Genomic DNA, 15,573 nt, shown 5'->3' on the forward strand with positions numbered 1-15,573 from the left:
GGAGACCCGGCGGGCAGTTGCAATTTCACAGCGCGGCAGCCGCCGACGCGGCTCTGCGGCCGCGGTCAGTCGTCCGTCTCGTCGCCCAGCAAGTCGTTCACGGCCTGCTGGAAATGGCGGCCACGCTCCGCGTAGTCGGTGAACTGGTCCATGGATGCCGCAGCGGGCGCGAGCAGCACCGTGTCTCCCGGCTGGGCCGCCTCCGCCGCGAACCGTACCGCCTCGCGCATCACATCGGCGGGAGCATCCGCATCGACCTCGAACACCGGAAGGTCCGGGGCGTGACGCCGCAGCGCATCCCGGAGCCGTTCGCGCTCCACCCCGATCAGGACGGCGGCGCGCAGGTGATCCGCATGGCCTTTCACCAGCTCTTCGACTTCGACTCCCTTGAGAAGTCCGCCGGCGACCCAGACCACCGACCGGAACGCGCGCAGCGACGCGTCAGCGGCATGCGGGTTGGTCGCCTTGGAGTCGTCGACCCAGCTGATGCCGCCCTCGATGCGGATGAGCTCGATCCGGTGCGCGTCCAGCCGGAAAGCGGTGAGCACTTCACGGATGACCGCCGCCTCGACGCCGTACGACCGTGCCAGCGCGCTGGCGGCCAGGATGTTCGCGACCACATGCGGAGCGGCGAGTCCGGCTTCGCGGAGATCGTCGAGCGTTGTCAGCTCGATCGCACTGGTGAACCGGTCCTCGAGGAAGGCGCGATCGCAGAGGATGCCGTCGACGACACCGAACCCGCTCGGACCGGGAACATCGAGGCCGAAGCTGATGGCGCGGGCACCCTCGATCACCTCGGCGTCCTGCACCATCAACTCAGTGGCCGAATCGGCGCGGTTGTACACGCACGCCACCTGAGTGTTGTCGTACACCTTCGCTTTGGCCGCGCGGTACGCGTCGAAGGAGCCGTGCCAGTCGAGGTGGTCGTCGGCGATGTTCAGGCAGGCGCTCGAGAACGGCGAGAGCTCGCCACCCGGGTTGCGGTTGATCCAGTGCAGCTGGTAGCTGGAGAGCTCCACCACGAGCACGTCGAAGCCCTGCGGGTCGCGGATGGCGTCGAGCACCGGGATCCCGATGTTCCCGCACGGCGCCGCACGATAGCCGGCGGCTGCAAGCATCGTCGCAGTGAGCTGAACGGTGGTGGTCTTGCCGTTGGTGCCGGTGACCGTGATCCAGTCGGCGGGCTCCCCCACCTTGTCACGCAGACGCCACGCGAGTTCGACGTCGCCCCAGAGCGGGATGGCGCGCAGTTCCGCCCAGCGGAGCAGAGGGTGGTCGTAGTGAAAGCCGGGCGAGACGACAATCAACTCGGGGTCGAAGTCGAGCAGCCGCTGTGGCGGGTCGGCGAGGTCGGGATCTTCGACGAGCTCGGCGCCGATGACGCTCAGCAGCATCGCGCGCTCCTCGTCGGCCCTGGCCGCGACCACCAGCACACTCGCGCCCAGTTCGGTCAGCGTGTCAGCGACCGAGAACCCCGTTATCCCGATCCCGAGCACGGCGACCCGCAAGCCCGACCAGTCCGATCGCCAGCTGGTGAGCCCGGCGAGCCGATCTGCGGGGGTCTCCGAAGGTCCGGCAGAGGATGAGTCGCTCATCGCGCAAGCCACTCGAGGTAGAACGAACCGACGCCGGCCGCGACCAGCAGGCCGCCGATGATCCAGAACCGTACGACGACGGTGATCTCCGCCCACCCCTTCAATTCGAAGTGATGGTGGATGGGACTCATCAGGAAGATGCGTTTACCGTGCGTCAGCTTGAAGTAGAGGCGCTGCACGATCACCGACCCGGCCTCGATCACGAAGATGCCGCCGATCAGGAGAAGCAGAAGTTCGGTGTGGCTGAGGATCGCGAGCGCGGCGACCGCGCCACCGAGAGCGAGCGAGCCGGTGTCGCCGAGGAAGATCTGCGCAGGAGACGTGTTCCACCACAGGAAGCCGACGATGGCGCCGACGATCGCCGTCGCGACGATGGCCAGGTCGAACGGGTCGCGCACGTCGTAGCACTTGTAGATGTTCGCCGGGTCGATCTTGCTGGTGAAGCACGACTGGATCGACTGCCAGAAGCCGATGATGATGTACGAACCGAGCGCCAGGATCGAAGCGCCCGCCGCCAGTCCGTCGAGCCCGTCGGTGACGTTCACGCCGTTGGACGTCGCGGTGACGATGAAGTTGATCCACAGCAGGTACAGGCCGTAGGCCAGAATCACGCCGATCACGCCGAACCGGGTGAGCGACATGAAGTCGATCGGGGTGTCACGGATGAGCGACACGCTCGTCGATGCCGGCGTCACCCCGTTCTGCGGGAAGTTGATCGCGAGGATGGCGAAGATCGTGGCGACGACGACCTGCCCCGCCACCTTCGCCCATCCGCCCAGCCCGAGACTGCGCTGATTGCGGGTCTTGAGGAAGTCGTCGATGAACCCGACGATCCCGAGTCCCACCATCATGAACAGGACGAGGAGCGCCGAGACGGACGTCGGATCGCCGGTGATGAGAAGTGCGGTGAAATACCCGAACAACGTGGCCAGGATGATGATGATGCCGCCCATGGTGGCGGTTCCGCGCTTCGCGTGGTGGCTCTTCGGACCGTCGTCACGGATGAACTGCCCCCACTGCAACCGCCGGAAGAGGCGGATGAAGAGCGGGGTGAGAAAAAGGGTGAAAGCCATCGACAGGGCACCGGACGTCAGGAGAGCTCTCACGAGAACAATTCTCCCAGTCGATCGCCCAGAAACCGGAGGCCGGCCGAGTTCGAGGACTTCACGAGCACCGTGTCGCCCGTTTTCAGGGCGGTAGCGAGGTGCTCGTACGCCTCATCCGGCGTGTCGAAGTAGAGGGACTCGCCGTCCCATGACCCCTCGTTGATCGTCGAGATGTGCATCCGCCGGGCGGCCGGCCCGACGATCACGAGCTGGCCGATGTTCAGGCGGACCGCGAGGAGACCGATGCGGTCGTGCTCCTCGCCGGAGAACTCGCCCAGCTCGCTCATCTCGCCGAGGACTGCGACGGTGCGCTCGCCGGGGCCGGAGATCTGGGCGAGCGTCTTCAGGGCTGCAGCCATCGAGTCCGGGCTCGCGTTGTATGCGTCGTTGATGATCGTCACCCCGCGCGCGCCGCCCATCACCTCCATTCGCCACCGCTCGGCCCGCTGGACCGATTGGAGGGCCGAGACGATGTCGTCGATGCCGACGCCGAGCGTATGCGCTGAGGCTGCTGCGGCCAGCGCGTTCATGACATGGTGTTCGCCGAGCACGCGGAACCTGACGGGGCGCTCGACGGTCGCGGACGCACCCGTCGCACCGGGCTCGGCCGGAAGCACGAGGACGAACGAGGTCCCCTGCGAGCTCGAGACCACATCCGTCGCTCGGACGTCGGCGCGGGCGTCCAGCCCGAACCACAGCACCCGGGCCGACGTCTTGTCCGCCATGGATGCGACCCTCGGGTCGTCGAGGTTGAGGATCGCGACGTCGGTCGGGAGAAGGTCGGTGACCATTTCGGTCTTCGCAGTGAGCGTCGCCTCGATTCCACCGAACTCGCCGGCGTGGGCCAGACCGACTTTGAGCACGACCCCGATGTCGGGGCGCGCCATGCGCACCAGGCGCGTGATCTCGCCGATGCCGCTCGCGCCCATCTCGGCGACCAGGAACTCGGTCTCGTCCGTGACCTCGAGCATCGTGATGGGAGCACCCACCTCGTTGTTGAACGACGCGCGCGGCGCGATGGTCGGCCCGACAGGCTCCAGGATCGCCCGCAGCAGGTTCTTGGTCGTGGTCTTGCCGTTCGAGCCGGTGATGCCGACGATCCTCAGAAGGCCCCCGGCGCGCACGCGCGCGATGACCTCGGTCGCCAGGGCGCCGAGCGCGACGACCGTGTCCTCGACCACGAGCTGCGGAACGGGAAGATCGAGTTCGTGGTCGACGACGATCAGCGCTGCGCCGTTCTCGACGGCCTGTGGCGCGAAGAGGTGGCCATCGGTGAACTCACCGGGCTTCGCGAAGAAGATGGAGCCAGGAGTCACATCCCGGGAATCCGTGTGCGAGAGTCCTGAGACGGTCGTCGCGGGGGTCGAATCGGTCGGGCCGAAGACGAGCCTGCCCGCCGTCGCCCGGGCGATCTCTTCCAGGGTGAGGTCGATCATCTACAGCCACCCCGCCTCACGGAGGGCCAGCTTTGCGTCCTCACGCGCGGAATACGGGATCCTCTCGCCCGCGACCTCCTGGTAGTCCTCGTGTCCCGGCCCCGCATAGAGCACCACGTCGCCCTCGCCTGCCAGTGAGAGCGCCTTGCGGAACGCGGCGCGCGGGTCGGGAACTTCGTAGAGTTCGAGATCGGGAACCGCGTGACGGGCGCCCTCGAGGAGGGCGGCACGGATGGTCGCCGGATCTTCGTAACGCGGGTGGAAATCGGTGATGACCACGGCATCCGAGCCACGCGCAGCGATCGCGCCCATATCGGTGCGCTTGGTCGTGTCGCGGTCGCCGTCGGCACCGAACACCATCACGATCCGGCCGTCGGTGACCTTGCGGAGGGCGCCGAGCGTCGAGAGGAAGGCATCAGGGCTGTGGCCGTAGTCGATGAACACGACCGGTCCGGCATCGCCCGAGATACGCTCAGCGCGCCCGGGGATGAACGCGTCGATCCCGCCGTCGCGGTCGAGTGCCTGGGCGATGGCGCCGAGATCGTAGCCGGATTCGACGAGCATGACGATGGCGAGGGCGGCATTTGCCGCCATGTACCAGCCGAGGAGCGGCACACGGGTCTGCAGGTGGCGGCCGTCCGGCCCTTCGAGCACGAACTCGGTGTGGTCGACGCTCTCGTCGACCACGGTCATGGTCCACTCCGCGTCGCCTCCGGCGGAGCTCGACAGGGTGGTGACCGGGATGCGCGACCGCTCGACGAGGGTGCGCCCCCAATCGGAGTCCACCGTCACGACGCCCCGGCGTGCACGATCGGGCTGGAAGAGTTCGAGTTTCGCGGCGAAGTAGTCGTCCATCGCCGTGTAGTCGTCCAGGTGGTCGTGGCTCAGGTTCGTGAAGCCGACCACGTCGAAGACGATGCCGTCGACACGGTGACGGGTGAGCGCCTGGGCGGAGACCTCGACCGCGACCGCGCGCACCGCTTCTTCGCGCATCCGGGCGAGCAGGGCGTGGAGCTCGCTCGCCTCCGGGGTGGTGAGCTTGCTCGAGATCGCCGTGGTGCCGATGCGGCGCTCGGCCGTCGAGCTCAGCCCCGAGACGACGCCGAGCTGACCGAGGATGGCGTTCAGCAGATAGACGACGCTCGTCTTGCCGTTCGTGCCGGTGACACCGAACAGGGTCGCGGTGTTCTCGTCTGTGCGATAGATCCACGCGGCGACCGCGCCCAGCGCAGCGCGCGCATCCTGCGTGACGATGATCGGCAGCCCCGAGTCGGCGGCGATGGCCGCCCCCTCCTCGTCGGTGAGCACGGCGACGGCGCCGGCCTCCGCGGCTGCCGCGGCGAAACGGGCACCGTGCGCGTTCTTTCCCGGCACGCCGACGTACAGGTCGCCGGGCTCGACGGACGCCGAGCTGAGGGCCACGCCGGTCACCTCGACAGCGTCGAGATCACCGCGGCATTCGAGCCCGAATTCCGCCACGAGTTGTGCGAGCGGTCGGGCGACGGGATGCTCCGGGCGCAGTGTTGAGGGCGCCGATCCTGTCACGGGGCTCACTTTCAGTAGTACGGGTCGTAGTTCGCGGGAGCTGTCGTCGACGGCTTGACCCGGAACGTCTTCAGCACCTGGCTCATGATCGTTTTGAACAGTGGCGCCGCTGCTGCCGACGAAGTAATCGTAGTCGGGTACCCGATGTTGACCGAAACGACATATTGCGGATCGTCGACCGGAGCGACGCCCATAACAGAGACGTAGTAGCTCGGCAAGTAGCCGCCTCGTCCGTCCGGCTGCTGTGCCGTACCGGTCTTCGCAGCGACCCGGTAGCCGGGGATGTTGAGCTGCTTGGAGAGCTCACCCTGCTGCACGACGGATTCCATCATTCCCAGCGTCTGCTGCGAAGCAGACCGGGAGATCACCTGCGTCGCCTTGGGCTTCGGAACATCGGTCATGGTTCCGTCGGCCTGCTTGCAGCCGTCGATCAGCTGCAGCGGGATGCGCTTGCCCCCGTTCGCGAGCGCCTGGTACGCGCTCACCATTTGGATCTGGGTCGCCGAGACGCCCTGGCCGAACATCGTCGCGTACTTGGTCTGGTCGTCCCACGAGCTGACCGGGTGCAGGATGCCCGACGATTCGCCCGGGAAGTCGATGCCGGTGTCCTGCCCGATCCCGAAGGCCTTCAGATAGTTGTAACGGACCGTGTCGTCCATTTTGCTGCCGAGGATCGACATGCCGGTGTTCGACGACAGCATGAGCACGCCGGTCAGCGTGAGCCGTTCGGTGTCGTGGAAGCCCGAGTCGTGGAGGTCGGCCCCGTGGCCGGAGACGAAGCGGTACGGCGCCATGACCTGGGACGCCGGGGTCGCTTTGCCGTTGTCGATGAGCGCGGACGCGGTGAGCGCCTTGAAAGTGGAGCCCGGCTCGTACGGGGTCGTGAACGGCAGCGCACCCCAGTAGTTCGACGGCGTCCCGTCGACGTTGTTCGGATCGACGGACGGGTATTGCGCCACGGCGCGGAGCTTGCCGGTCTTGACCTCGGCCACGGTCACGAAGCCGAACTTCGCACCGAGCGCCGGCACGACCTGGGCGAGCTCCTGCTGGGCGAACCACTGCAGGTCGCTGTCGATCGTGGTGACCAGCTGGCCGCCGTTCTTCGCCGGCTTCTCGACGACCGTGCTTCCCGGGATGGCCACACCGTCGGCGCCGAGCTGCGATGTCTCCTTGCCGTTCTGGCCGGCGAGGCACGCGTTCTGACTCAGCTCCAGTCCGGCCTGCGCCTGACCCTCCCCACTGACGAAACCGACCAGGTTGCCGCCGACGGCGCCGTTCGGATAGGTGCGGGACGGTGTCTTCGTGAAGCTCAGCCACGGGATGTTCAGCTTGTCCAGCTGGTCGAACATCGTCACATCCATGCCCGACTTCACCAGGGCGTACTTGGACTGCGGATCCGACTTGAGCGCGTTCTGGATGAGCGCGAGGATCGCTGGTCCGCCCTTGCCGGTGATGCGGCCGATGTCGTTCACGGCCTTCGTCAGCGTGGACTGCCCATCCTGTTTCGCCGCCTCGTTCGCATCGAATGGCGACAGGGCCGCCGTGTACCGCCAGACGCTCCCGGCCAGGGTGTTCCCGGCTTCGTCCACGATGTCGCCGCGGATGCCGTACAGAGGCTGCGAGTACGACTTCGCGTTCACCGACTGCCGTTGCAGTTCGTCGGCACGCACGACCTGGATGTCCACCAGCTTGCCGCCGAGAACACCGACGGTCACGACGATGGCGGCAACCGTGACGGCCGTTCGGCGCCGCATCGACTTGCGGGTCATCACTGTGCTGGTCGTCCTTCCGTCAGCGTCACCAGTCCGCGTCGCGTCGGTGTCGCGTCCATGTCACGTCAGTGCGTCACCGGCGTCGGCAGCGCTCCGTTCAACGGTAGGGTCGTGGGCGCCGCGGGCGTGGCAGGCACGCTCGTGCTTGATGTATTCACAGTCTTCGGCGTCTTCGGGGGTGCCGCGTGCTGGTTCACCAGCGGGACGCCCGCCAGCAACGCGTTCGGAACCAGGTTGCCCTGGCCGCCCGTGACGGTTCCGGCAGCGGATGACGCGGCCTCGGGCGCGCCGAGGATCGCGCCGTCGGAGAGCCGGAGGTACGCGGGGCTGCTGTTGCTCACCATGCCGAGGGCGTTCGCACTGGCCGCCAGGTATTGGGGCGAGGCGAGGCGGTCGAGATCCTCCGACGCGGCCTGGTAGTCCCGCTGCAGTTGCTTCTGGCTGTCCTGGAGGGTGTTGAGCTGGTACGCACCCTGCGAGATCGTGATGCTCAGCAGAAGCTGCGCGATGACGATGGCGAGGAGGGTCGCGACAGCTACGATCGCGTAGACCGTGCGCGGACGAGCGCGACGCTGGCCGCGCGTCGAGACGACCTCGAGGTGGCTCGTGTGCTCCTCGTCGTGGGTGAGGGGCGCGGTTCGACCGATCCACAGCGCCCGGCGGTCTTCAGCCACGTTCGTGCTCATGAGCCCCTCCTCACTCGTTCGGCTGCTCGCAGGCGGACCGGAGTCGCGCGCGGGTTGGCCGCCTTCTCGTCGTCGTCCGCGAGCTCGGCGCCGCGGATCAGCAGTTTCAGTTCAGGTCGGTGCTCAGGGAGCTCGACCGGCAGGCCGGCGGGAGCACTCGAGGTCGATTTCGCCTGGAGGACGCGCTTGACGATGCGGTCCTCGAGCGACTGGTAGGCCTCGACGACGATCCGTCCGCCGACGGCGAGGGCGTCGATCGCAGCCGGTATCGCGCGCTCGAGCACGGCCAGCTCCTGATTGACCTCGATGCGCAGCGCCTGGAACACGCGCTTCGCCGGGTGCCCCTGACGTTGGACAGCGACCGGCGTCGCCTGCGTGATCACATCGACCAGCTGCGCCGAGCGGACGAACGGATGCTCCTGCCGGGCTTCGACGATGCGGTGCGCGTACCGCTGCGCCAGCTTCTCTTCGCCGTAGTCGCGGAAGATGCGCCGCAGGTCCGCTTCGCTGTAGGTCGCGAGAATCGTCTCTGCCGTCAGCTCGCTCGTCGAATCCATACGCATGTCGAGCGGGGCATCCTTCGAGTAGGAGAACCCCCGATCGACCCGGTCCAGCTGGAGGGAGGAGACACCCAGGTCGAACAGCACCCCGTCGATCTCGTCGAAACCCAGCTCGTGCACCGCATCTGCGATCCCGTCGTAGACCGTGTGCACCAGGTGTACGCGGTCGCCGAAACGGCCGAGCCGTTCTCCGGCGATCGCCAGCGCCTCCGGGTCGCGGTCGAGGCCGACGAGCACCAGTTCGGGGAAACGCTCGAGGAACGCCTCCGAGTGTCCGCCCATGCCGAGCGTGGCATCGACGAAGACCGCGCCGGGAGCCTGGAGCGCCGGTGCGAGCAGTTCGACGCAGCGCTCGAGGAGGACTGGCGTGTGGAGACGGTCTGCGGGAGTGTTGTCGGTCATGGCGGCGGGTGCTGCTCCTGATTCCTGATCCCCATCCATTCCGACCTGGCACCGGGGAAGTGTGTCAGGGCGGCGAATGGCTGGGAGTCAGGCGCCAGGGCTAGAAGAGTCCCGGGATCACCTCCTCCGTCGTGTTCGCGAATGAAGCCTCCTGCTCAGCGAGGTAGGTCTCCCATGCCTCTGCGTCCCAGATCTCTGCACGACTGCCGGCGCCGATGACGACCAGGTCGCGGTCGAGCCCCGCGTAGCTGCGAAGCGACTGGGGAACCGTCACGCGGTTCTGCTTGTCGGGTGTCTCGGCGCTGGCACCGGACAGGAACACACGGAGATAGTCACGGGCCTGCTTGCTGGTGACGGGCGCCTGACGGATCTTCTCGTGCAGCGACTCGAACTCGCGCTGGCTGAAGACGTACACGCAATGCTCCTGGCCGCGGGTCATCACGATGCCGGAGGCGAGCTCATCCCGGAATTTGGCCGGCAGGATGATGCGGCCTTTTTCGTCGAGCTTCGGAGAGTACGTGCCAAGGAACATCGGCTTCTCCCCCCACTCTTCCGGCCAAGGTTGCGGTGTGACTCCACTTTACTCCACTACCATCCACGATTCAATGAAATATGCTCGCTTAGCCCCACATTGGGGTCATTCGGCCGCCAAATATCAGGGATTTCAGCGGTGGAGGAAAATGGAGGCCCCGGGAGCCGGCCGAGGCCTCCAGGCACAAAAAAAGGGGCCGATCCGAAGATCGACCCAGATTCTGTTCCGCCGATGGAGGCGGGTGGAGGAGCGCCTAGTTGTTGTGGCCGTCCTGCCGCTTGTCCCACCGGTCGTTGAGCTTGTCCATGAAGCCCGGCTGCGCGGAGCTACTGCCGCCGTTGTGGTTGGCCGGGCGATCGGTCACGTCTTCCGGCGCTGCCGAACTGCGACGTGGCGGAGCGATTGCCAGGAGCACCCCGGCGAACATCAGGACGAATCCCACGACGCCGACGATCGGCACCTGGATGAACACGCCTGTGATGAGCACGCCGACCCCGACGACCGCGAGCAGGATGCCGAGGACGATCGACCGGTATGCTGGTCGACCCCGTCTGCCGCCCACTGTGGCTACGAAGTCTGCATCGTTGTGATAGAGGCTGCGCTCCATCTCTTCGAGGAGGCGCTGCTCGTGTTCTGAAAGCGGCATCCAGGTCCCCCTCTGCTCGGGTTCGACGCGTTGTGAAGCTGATTCTAACCCCGCTGGGGTAGCTAGGCTAGGCGTGTGGGAGAAAGCATACGATTCGTCGACCTGGTGCAGTCCCGAATCGATGATTTCCTCGACACCCGCTCCCCCATTCTCGTCTCGATCGGTGCCGAACTCTCCCCGATCCAAGCGTTCTCTCGGGACTTTCTCAGCGGCGGAAAGAGGTTCCGCGCCCTGTTCTGCTATTGGGGCTGGCAGAGTGCACGGTCCGTCGGTTCCGACCCCGATTCGGCATTCGTCGAATCGACCGGAGCGCTTGCTCCCGTGGTCTCGGCTGCAGGCGCACTCGAGCTCTTCCACGCCGCAGCTCTCGTCCACGACGACATCATCGACAACTCGGACACCCGCCGCGGTTCTCCGGCGGCCCATCGTCGATTCGAGACACTTCACCGTCAGGAGGGCTGGACCGGCGATCCAGCCGATTTCGGGTCGAGCGCCGCGCTCCTTCTCGGCGACCTGCTGCTCAGCTGGAGTGACGAACTCTTCGACGAAGGACTTCAGGAGCTCCCCAGCGCTTCCGGTCGCCGTGCCGCCCGTGCGGAGTTCAACCGGATGCGCATCGAGGTGACCGCCGGCCAGTATCTGGACATCCTCGAGGAGCGCGCCTGGAACACTCAGGACGAAGCCGAGCATCTGTCGCGCGCCGAGCGGGTGATCGTATACAAATCGGCCAAATACAGCGTCGAAGCACCGCTCGTCATCGGAGCCCAACTGGCCGGTGCGACGGTCGGGCAGATCGACTCCCTGCGGAGCTTCGGGCTGCCTCTCGGTATCGCGTACCAGCTGCGAGACGACCTGCTCGGAGTCTTCGGCGATGCATCGGTCACCGGCAAGCCGAGCGGCGACGACCTCCGTGAGGGCAAGCGCACGGTGCTCATCGCGCTGGCGAGGAAGCAACTGTCGAACGGGCAGCGACGACTCCTCGACGAACTCCTCGGCGACCCCGACCTCACCGCGCAGCAGGTGGACATGTTGCAGCGCACCATTCGGGAGAGCGGCGCAGTCGATGCCATCGAGGCCATGATCGCCGAGAACGTCGAGCGTGCCATCGCCGCAGTCGATGCCGCCCCTTTGGCGGCGCAGGCCCGTTTCCAACTCAGGGAACTCGCAACCACGGTCACCCGACGCGACTTCTGACGCGAACCTGTCCGCGTCTACGTGTCGGCATCGGCCTGGGCCGCTGTTGCGCGTCGAGTTCTCGCGGCGGTATCAGCGCGAATTGGCCCGGATCCCTTGCCCGTACCACTCTCCAACCGTTGTTGTGAAGAAGCAGATGGTGATGGCGGCAGAGCAGTACCCCGTCGTCGAGGTCGGTGCGCCCACCGGCGGCCCAGGGGTCGATGTGATGCGCTTCCGTCCAGGACGGCGGCCGATCGCACCCCGGCCACCGGCATCCGCCATCCCGTTCGGCGAGTGCGACGCGCTGCGAACCCGTGAACAGCCTGCGTGCGCGGCCGACGTCGAGCACTTCACTCGCTCCGCCGAACACGATGGGGAGGACACCCGCGTCGCACGCGATTCGTCGCGCAGTCGCCGCGCTGATCGGCTCCGCCGACGTCTCGTGCCTCGGCTGACGTCGTTCAGCTCACGCCGGAGATCTGTGTAATCGACCGAGACCCGAACTGCCGGCTTCGTCGCACCGAAGACGCGGCTGTCGTCGACTTCCCCTGCTATCCGCACCATCTCGACGACCGCATCGACTGCGAGTTGACCCACCGAACGGCCGTCGTCGACGACGCCCTCGGCTCGCCTCCTGTCGCCGACCTCGATGAACCTCGGACCACCCCGTCGGGGCGCCGTCACGGCATCGACGGCCGAGACGATCACTGCGGCCGACTCCGGGTCGAGGAGACCGCTGAGCCTCCGCATCCCGTCGATCTCGGGACCGATGCGGAGGAATCGCTTCTCACGCAGCACCTGCTCCCGCTCCGCAACGCCCTGTCGGTCGAGCGTGTCACGCGCCGAGGCAGCCATACGCGCGACTGCGTCCGAGTGGGTGCTCCGTGATTCACGGGCGAGGGCCCCGATCACCGACCCGAAGGCGGACGGGTCGACCGAGCCGGAAACCGGACTCAGCGACCTGAGGATGCCGTCAGCGGCATCCAACGCAATCGTTGCGTCGAGCAGCCCGGCGACAACCGGGCCGAATTCCACGCCCTGGGCGCCGACTCCTGGTTCGTCGACCGCGCCGCCGGACGCTGCAGCGATCGCAGACCCGACCCTCACCAGTGCGGCGGCCTCGCGGTAGCTCGACCCGGACAGCTGCCGCACCAACGATGCAGCGTTGCGATGCCCGTGCCGTGCCGCCAGGCCGGAATGCCCGGCCTCGCGCCCCGATCTGGTCGCGATCTCTCCCGCCAGCCGGGCACTCGCCGCGTCGACCAATCGCTTGAGCCGGGACACGTCGACCATGCGCCCCTGGAGCTCCCTGTCGGAAAGCACCGCCGGCTCCCCGACAAGGTCGTTCAGAGCAGAGCCGAGCAACGTTTCGCATGAAGCCTCGCCTCGGTTGCGCTGGTCGGTGGTCATGCCTTGAGTCAACCAGCCGCGACAACGGCGCGAAGGGCCGCGCTGCGATCGGTTGAGAGCAGATGCGTCGGGTCGATTGTGGAGGAGCCGCAGCTCAGACGGGCGAGGAACCGGACGCGCCGGCTGAGTACACCGCAACCAGTGAACCTTCGAACTGGGCGACCGAGCGAAGCGTCCCATATCGTTCATCCCAGGTCCCGTCAGCGAGGTCCCGGCCCAACTCCTGTTCGAAGCGTTCGTGAACATCCGCCGGAACGAAGCTCCACGCCGAGTTCGCGCGGCGGGCGCCCGGGTCGAGCAGCAGCTCGGGCCGGCCGTAGTAGGCCTCGCCGAAGCCGTCCACGCATGCCAGCGGAACCGGCACGGGCTCGACGATCGCGTCGTCACCGAGAATCCTCGCGATTCGCCGCGGCGCCGGGTAACGTCGGCGCTCGACCTCGATCACCTCCGGCGCATAGTCGACCAGCCAGAAGCGGTCGAGGGCGTCTGGATCGCACGTCAGGACGACCACCGGCCCCCTCGTGACCCGTCGCAGTTCCGACAGCCCGCGTTTCAGGTCGCGCCACTGGTGCACTGAGAACGTCGACATCCCGCCATCGAACTCGTCGTCGCGGAACGGCAGGTCCTCCGCCAACGCGTCCACGGCTGCCGGCAATTGGCCGCCTCGCTGCGATCGCATCACCGCGGACGGCTCGATCGCGGTGACCCGACGACCACGCGGTTCGTATGAGCCCGCCCCGGCGCCGACGTTGACGACAGTGACAGCCGAACCGAGCATCCGGTGGATGACCGCTGCGATCGCCGGCTCTTCGCGTCGATAGTGCGCGTACTCGGTCCCGATGACGCCATAGTCGGCGTCGCCTCCACGTGGGACAGCCTCGCGATCAGCCGGCGAGGCTCGGGAACTCGCCGACTCGTTCATCCCTGCAGACCCGCCGGCTACCACCACTACACGCCTTCCGTCAGGCGAGCGCCTGGGCGACCCGCCGTACTTCGGCCTTGCGTCCTGCCCGCAGCGCGTCGATCGGCGCGACTCCCAGTGTGTCGTCGTACTCCAGGAGCCAGGCCACAGCTTCATCGTCGTCGAAACCGTCGTCGCCGAGAACGATCAGAGTCCCCCGCAATTCGGTCAGTGGCTCGTCGTCCTTGATGAAGTCGGCCGGGACCTTGAGCACGCCGTCGACACGCATGGCAGCAAGGTGCCGGTCTTCGATGAGTCTGCGAACGCGGCTGACGGACAGCCCCAGACGTTCGACGAGATCGGGAATGGTCAGCCACTCACGGGCGGCGGATTGCTCGGTCACCCTCCTAGAGTGCCACGCGCAGCGCCCGCTGACGAACGCCCTTGATTGTTACGATTGTGTAAACTCAATTCACTTTCGTCACTCTAATTGACTCCTTACACATTGTGTGCCAGCGTTGGAGACCGACGAGGCAAACGGACGGGGGTCACGATGTCGCCACTTCACGCCGCGTTCGATCGACCAGAACACCAGCAGAACGAGCAGCCGAACAGGCCGCGCCACATCCGGTCACGCCAGGGCCGCCGTTCGCCGCGAGCCGTTCTGGCAACCGTGCCGATCGCCATAGCGAGTTCGCTGGCGATGACGCTGAGTCTGATCACGCCCGCGCAGGCGGCAGCACCCGTTAAGGGAGAGAGCGACCGACCCCGCGACAAGGCTCCGGATGCGGCGGGAAGCGTGACGTCGACGATCACGTCGAAGGACTCCGCATCCGCACCCAGATTCGCTGCGGCCGCTGCTCCCGCGCGCTACACCGTGGTATCGGGCGACACCGTCAGCGGAATCGCCGGGCGCTTCGGCCTGTCGACAGCGAGTGTGCTCGCGCTGAACGGACTCAGCTGGAAGAGCCTCATCTTTCCGGGCCAGGTGCTCGCGCTCGTGAGCGCGAATGCAGCCGCCCCGGCCCCGAAACGCGCTGCACCCGTCACTCACGCCCCGACGGTCGCGCGCCACATCGTCGTCTCCGGTGACACGATCAGCGGCATCGCCCAGGCGCACGGCGTCTCCACCCAGGCCGTCCTCTCGGCCAACGGACTCGACCGCTCGAGCCTCATCTTCCCCGGCCAGTCGATCACCATCCCGCTCGGTCTTGCGCTCGCAGCGCACAACACGCCCGTGTCGCGCCCGGCAGCCCCGGCTCCGGCCGCACCGAAACCCGCACCGAAACCAGCGCCGGCACCCGCGGCGCCCGCGCCAGGCAAGATCATCGCGCTGACCGACGAGATGCGTGCCAACGCCGCGATCATCGTCTCCGTCGGCCGGCGCGAGGGCGTCGACGACTACGGCCTCGTGATCGCGCTCGCCGCCGCCGCTCAGGAGTCCGGTCTCCGGAACGTGCACTATGGCGATCGCGACTCGCTCGGAATCTTCCAGCAGCGTCCGAGCACCGGGTGGGGAACGCCGGCCCAGGTCATGGATCCGTACCGCGCAGCGCTCGCATTCTTCGGGGGCCACCACAACCCGAACCCTGGCAGGACCCACGGCCTTCTCGACATCCGGGGCTGGCATTCGATGACGGTGACGCAGGCAGCCCAGGCTGTTCAGCTCTCAGCCTTCCCGAACGCATACGCGAAGTGGGAGGCATCCGCGCGTGTATGGGTCGCCCACCTCCGCTGAAGCCGCCTTCTCCCCCGCGTTCACGGTGTTTTGTCCGGTTCGTGAGCATCCCCTTCCTTAGACTCAGA

Annotated in this window: 14 protein-coding genes and 1 pseudogene; 2 read left to right on the forward strand and 13 right to left on the reverse strand. The window is 67.0% G+C overall.

Annotated features, from left to right (window positions below; translation table 11 throughout):
* Window positions 1-65: 65 nt before the first annotated feature.
* The 9 genes from murD to AAYO93_RS10135 form a co-directional block, all read right to left on the reverse strand.
* The gene (gene murD, locus AAYO93_RS10095) at window positions 66-1,595 is read right to left on the reverse strand and encodes a UDP-N-acetylmuramoyl-L-alanine--D-glutamate ligase (RefSeq protein ID WP_345761054.1); all 1,530 of its coding nucleotides are present in this window, start codon (window positions 1,593-1,595) and stop codon (window positions 66-68) included.
* On the reverse strand, window positions 1,592-2,701 hold the full coding sequence (mraY, locus tag AAYO93_RS10100; protein ID WP_345761055.1) for a phospho-N-acetylmuramoyl-pentapeptide-transferase: 1,110 nt from the start codon (window positions 2,699-2,701) through the stop codon (window positions 1,592-1,594). The genes murD and mraY overlap by 4 nt, the downstream gene beginning before the upstream one ends.
* Window positions 2,698-4,137 (reverse strand): UDP-N-acetylmuramoyl-tripeptide--D-alanyl-D-alanine ligase, encoded by a 1,440-nt coding sequence (locus AAYO93_RS10105; protein ID WP_345761056.1) that lies wholly within the window; start codon window positions 4,135-4,137, stop codon window positions 2,698-2,700. Before AAYO93_RS10105 ends, mraY begins: the two co-directional genes overlap by 4 nt.
* Window positions 4,138-5,682 (reverse strand): Mur ligase family protein, encoded by a 1,545-nt coding sequence (locus AAYO93_RS10110; RefSeq protein WP_345761057.1) that lies wholly within the window; start codon window positions 5,680-5,682, stop codon window positions 4,138-4,140.
* Between the two features lie 11 nt (window positions 5,683-5,693).
* The gene (locus AAYO93_RS10115) at window positions 5,694-7,451 is read right to left on the reverse strand and encodes a peptidoglycan D,D-transpeptidase FtsI family protein (RefSeq protein WP_345761058.1); all 1,758 of its coding nucleotides are present in this window, start codon (window positions 7,449-7,451) and stop codon (window positions 5,694-5,696) included.
* A gap of 68 nt (window positions 7,452-7,519) precedes the next feature.
* The gene (locus tag AAYO93_RS10120; protein WP_345761059.1) at window positions 7,520-8,140 is read right to left on the reverse strand and encodes a hypothetical protein; all 621 of its coding nucleotides are present in this window, start codon (window positions 8,138-8,140) and stop codon (window positions 7,520-7,522) included.
* On the reverse strand, window positions 8,137-9,102 hold the full coding sequence (gene rsmH, locus AAYO93_RS10125) for a 16S rRNA (cytosine(1402)-N(4))-methyltransferase RsmH (RefSeq protein ID WP_345761060.1): 966 nt from the start codon (window positions 9,100-9,102) through the stop codon (window positions 8,137-8,139). The genes AAYO93_RS10120 and rsmH overlap by 4 nt, the downstream gene beginning before the upstream one ends.
* 100 nt (window positions 9,103-9,202) lie before the next feature.
* On the reverse strand, window positions 9,203-9,634 hold the full coding sequence (gene mraZ / locus AAYO93_RS10130; protein WP_345761061.1) for a division/cell wall cluster transcriptional repressor MraZ: 432 nt from the start codon (window positions 9,632-9,634) through the stop codon (window positions 9,203-9,205).
* A 253-nt stretch (window positions 9,635-9,887) separates the two neighbouring features.
* Complete coding sequence (locus AAYO93_RS10135; RefSeq protein ID WP_345761062.1) at window positions 9,888-10,280, reverse strand: DUF3040 domain-containing protein; 393 nt, start codon at window positions 10,278-10,280, stop codon at window positions 9,888-9,890.
* A gap of 75 nt (window positions 10,281-10,355) precedes the next feature.
* Here AAYO93_RS10135 and AAYO93_RS10140 point away from each other — a divergent pair, with 75 nt between their 5' ends.
* Window positions 10,356-11,474 carry a polyprenyl synthetase family protein gene (locus tag AAYO93_RS10140; protein WP_345761063.1) on the forward strand — a complete coding sequence of 373 codons (1,119 nt, stop codon included), beginning with the start codon at window positions 10,356-10,358 and terminating at the stop codon, window positions 11,472-11,474.
* On the opposite strand, the gene AAYO93_RS10145 is transcribed toward AAYO93_RS10140, so the two are convergent.
* The 4 genes and pseudogenes from AAYO93_RS10145 to AAYO93_RS10160 form a co-directional block, all read right to left on the reverse strand.
* The gene (locus AAYO93_RS10145; protein ID WP_345761064.1) at window positions 11,455-11,826 is read right to left on the reverse strand and encodes an HNH endonuclease signature motif containing protein; all 372 of its coding nucleotides are present in this window, start codon (window positions 11,824-11,826) and stop codon (window positions 11,455-11,457) included. The two genes, AAYO93_RS10140 and AAYO93_RS10145, sit on opposite strands and share 20 nt — an antisense overlap.
* Before the next feature lie 86 nt (window positions 11,827-11,912).
* Window positions 11,913-13,055: pseudogene (locus AAYO93_RS20190) on the reverse strand (DUF222 domain-containing protein); the annotation flags it as partial.
* On the reverse strand, window positions 12,961-13,788 hold the full coding sequence (locus AAYO93_RS10155) for a class I SAM-dependent methyltransferase (protein ID WP_345761066.1): 828 nt from the start codon (window positions 13,786-13,788) through the stop codon (window positions 12,961-12,963). The gene AAYO93_RS10155 and the pseudogene AAYO93_RS20190, both read right to left, overlap by 95 nt.
* 40 nt (window positions 13,789-13,828) lie before the next feature.
* Window positions 13,829-14,170 carry an Rv2175c family DNA-binding protein gene (locus AAYO93_RS10160; RefSeq protein ID WP_345761067.1) on the reverse strand — a complete coding sequence of 114 codons (342 nt, stop codon included), beginning with the start codon at window positions 14,168-14,170 and terminating at the stop codon, window positions 13,829-13,831.
* 300 nt (window positions 14,171-14,470) lie between these two features.
* On the opposite strand from AAYO93_RS10160, the gene AAYO93_RS10165 reads away from it, so the two are divergent.
* Window positions 14,471-15,505, forward strand: a complete 1,035-nt coding sequence (locus tag AAYO93_RS10165) for a LysM peptidoglycan-binding domain-containing protein (protein WP_434056686.1) — start codon at window positions 14,471-14,473, stop codon at window positions 15,503-15,505.
* Window positions 15,506-15,573: the final 68 nt, after the last annotated feature.

The organism is Diaminobutyricibacter sp. McL0608 (genome assembly GCF_039613825.1).
Lineage (GTDB): Bacteria > Actinomycetota > Actinomycetes > Actinomycetales > Microbacteriaceae > Diaminobutyricibacter.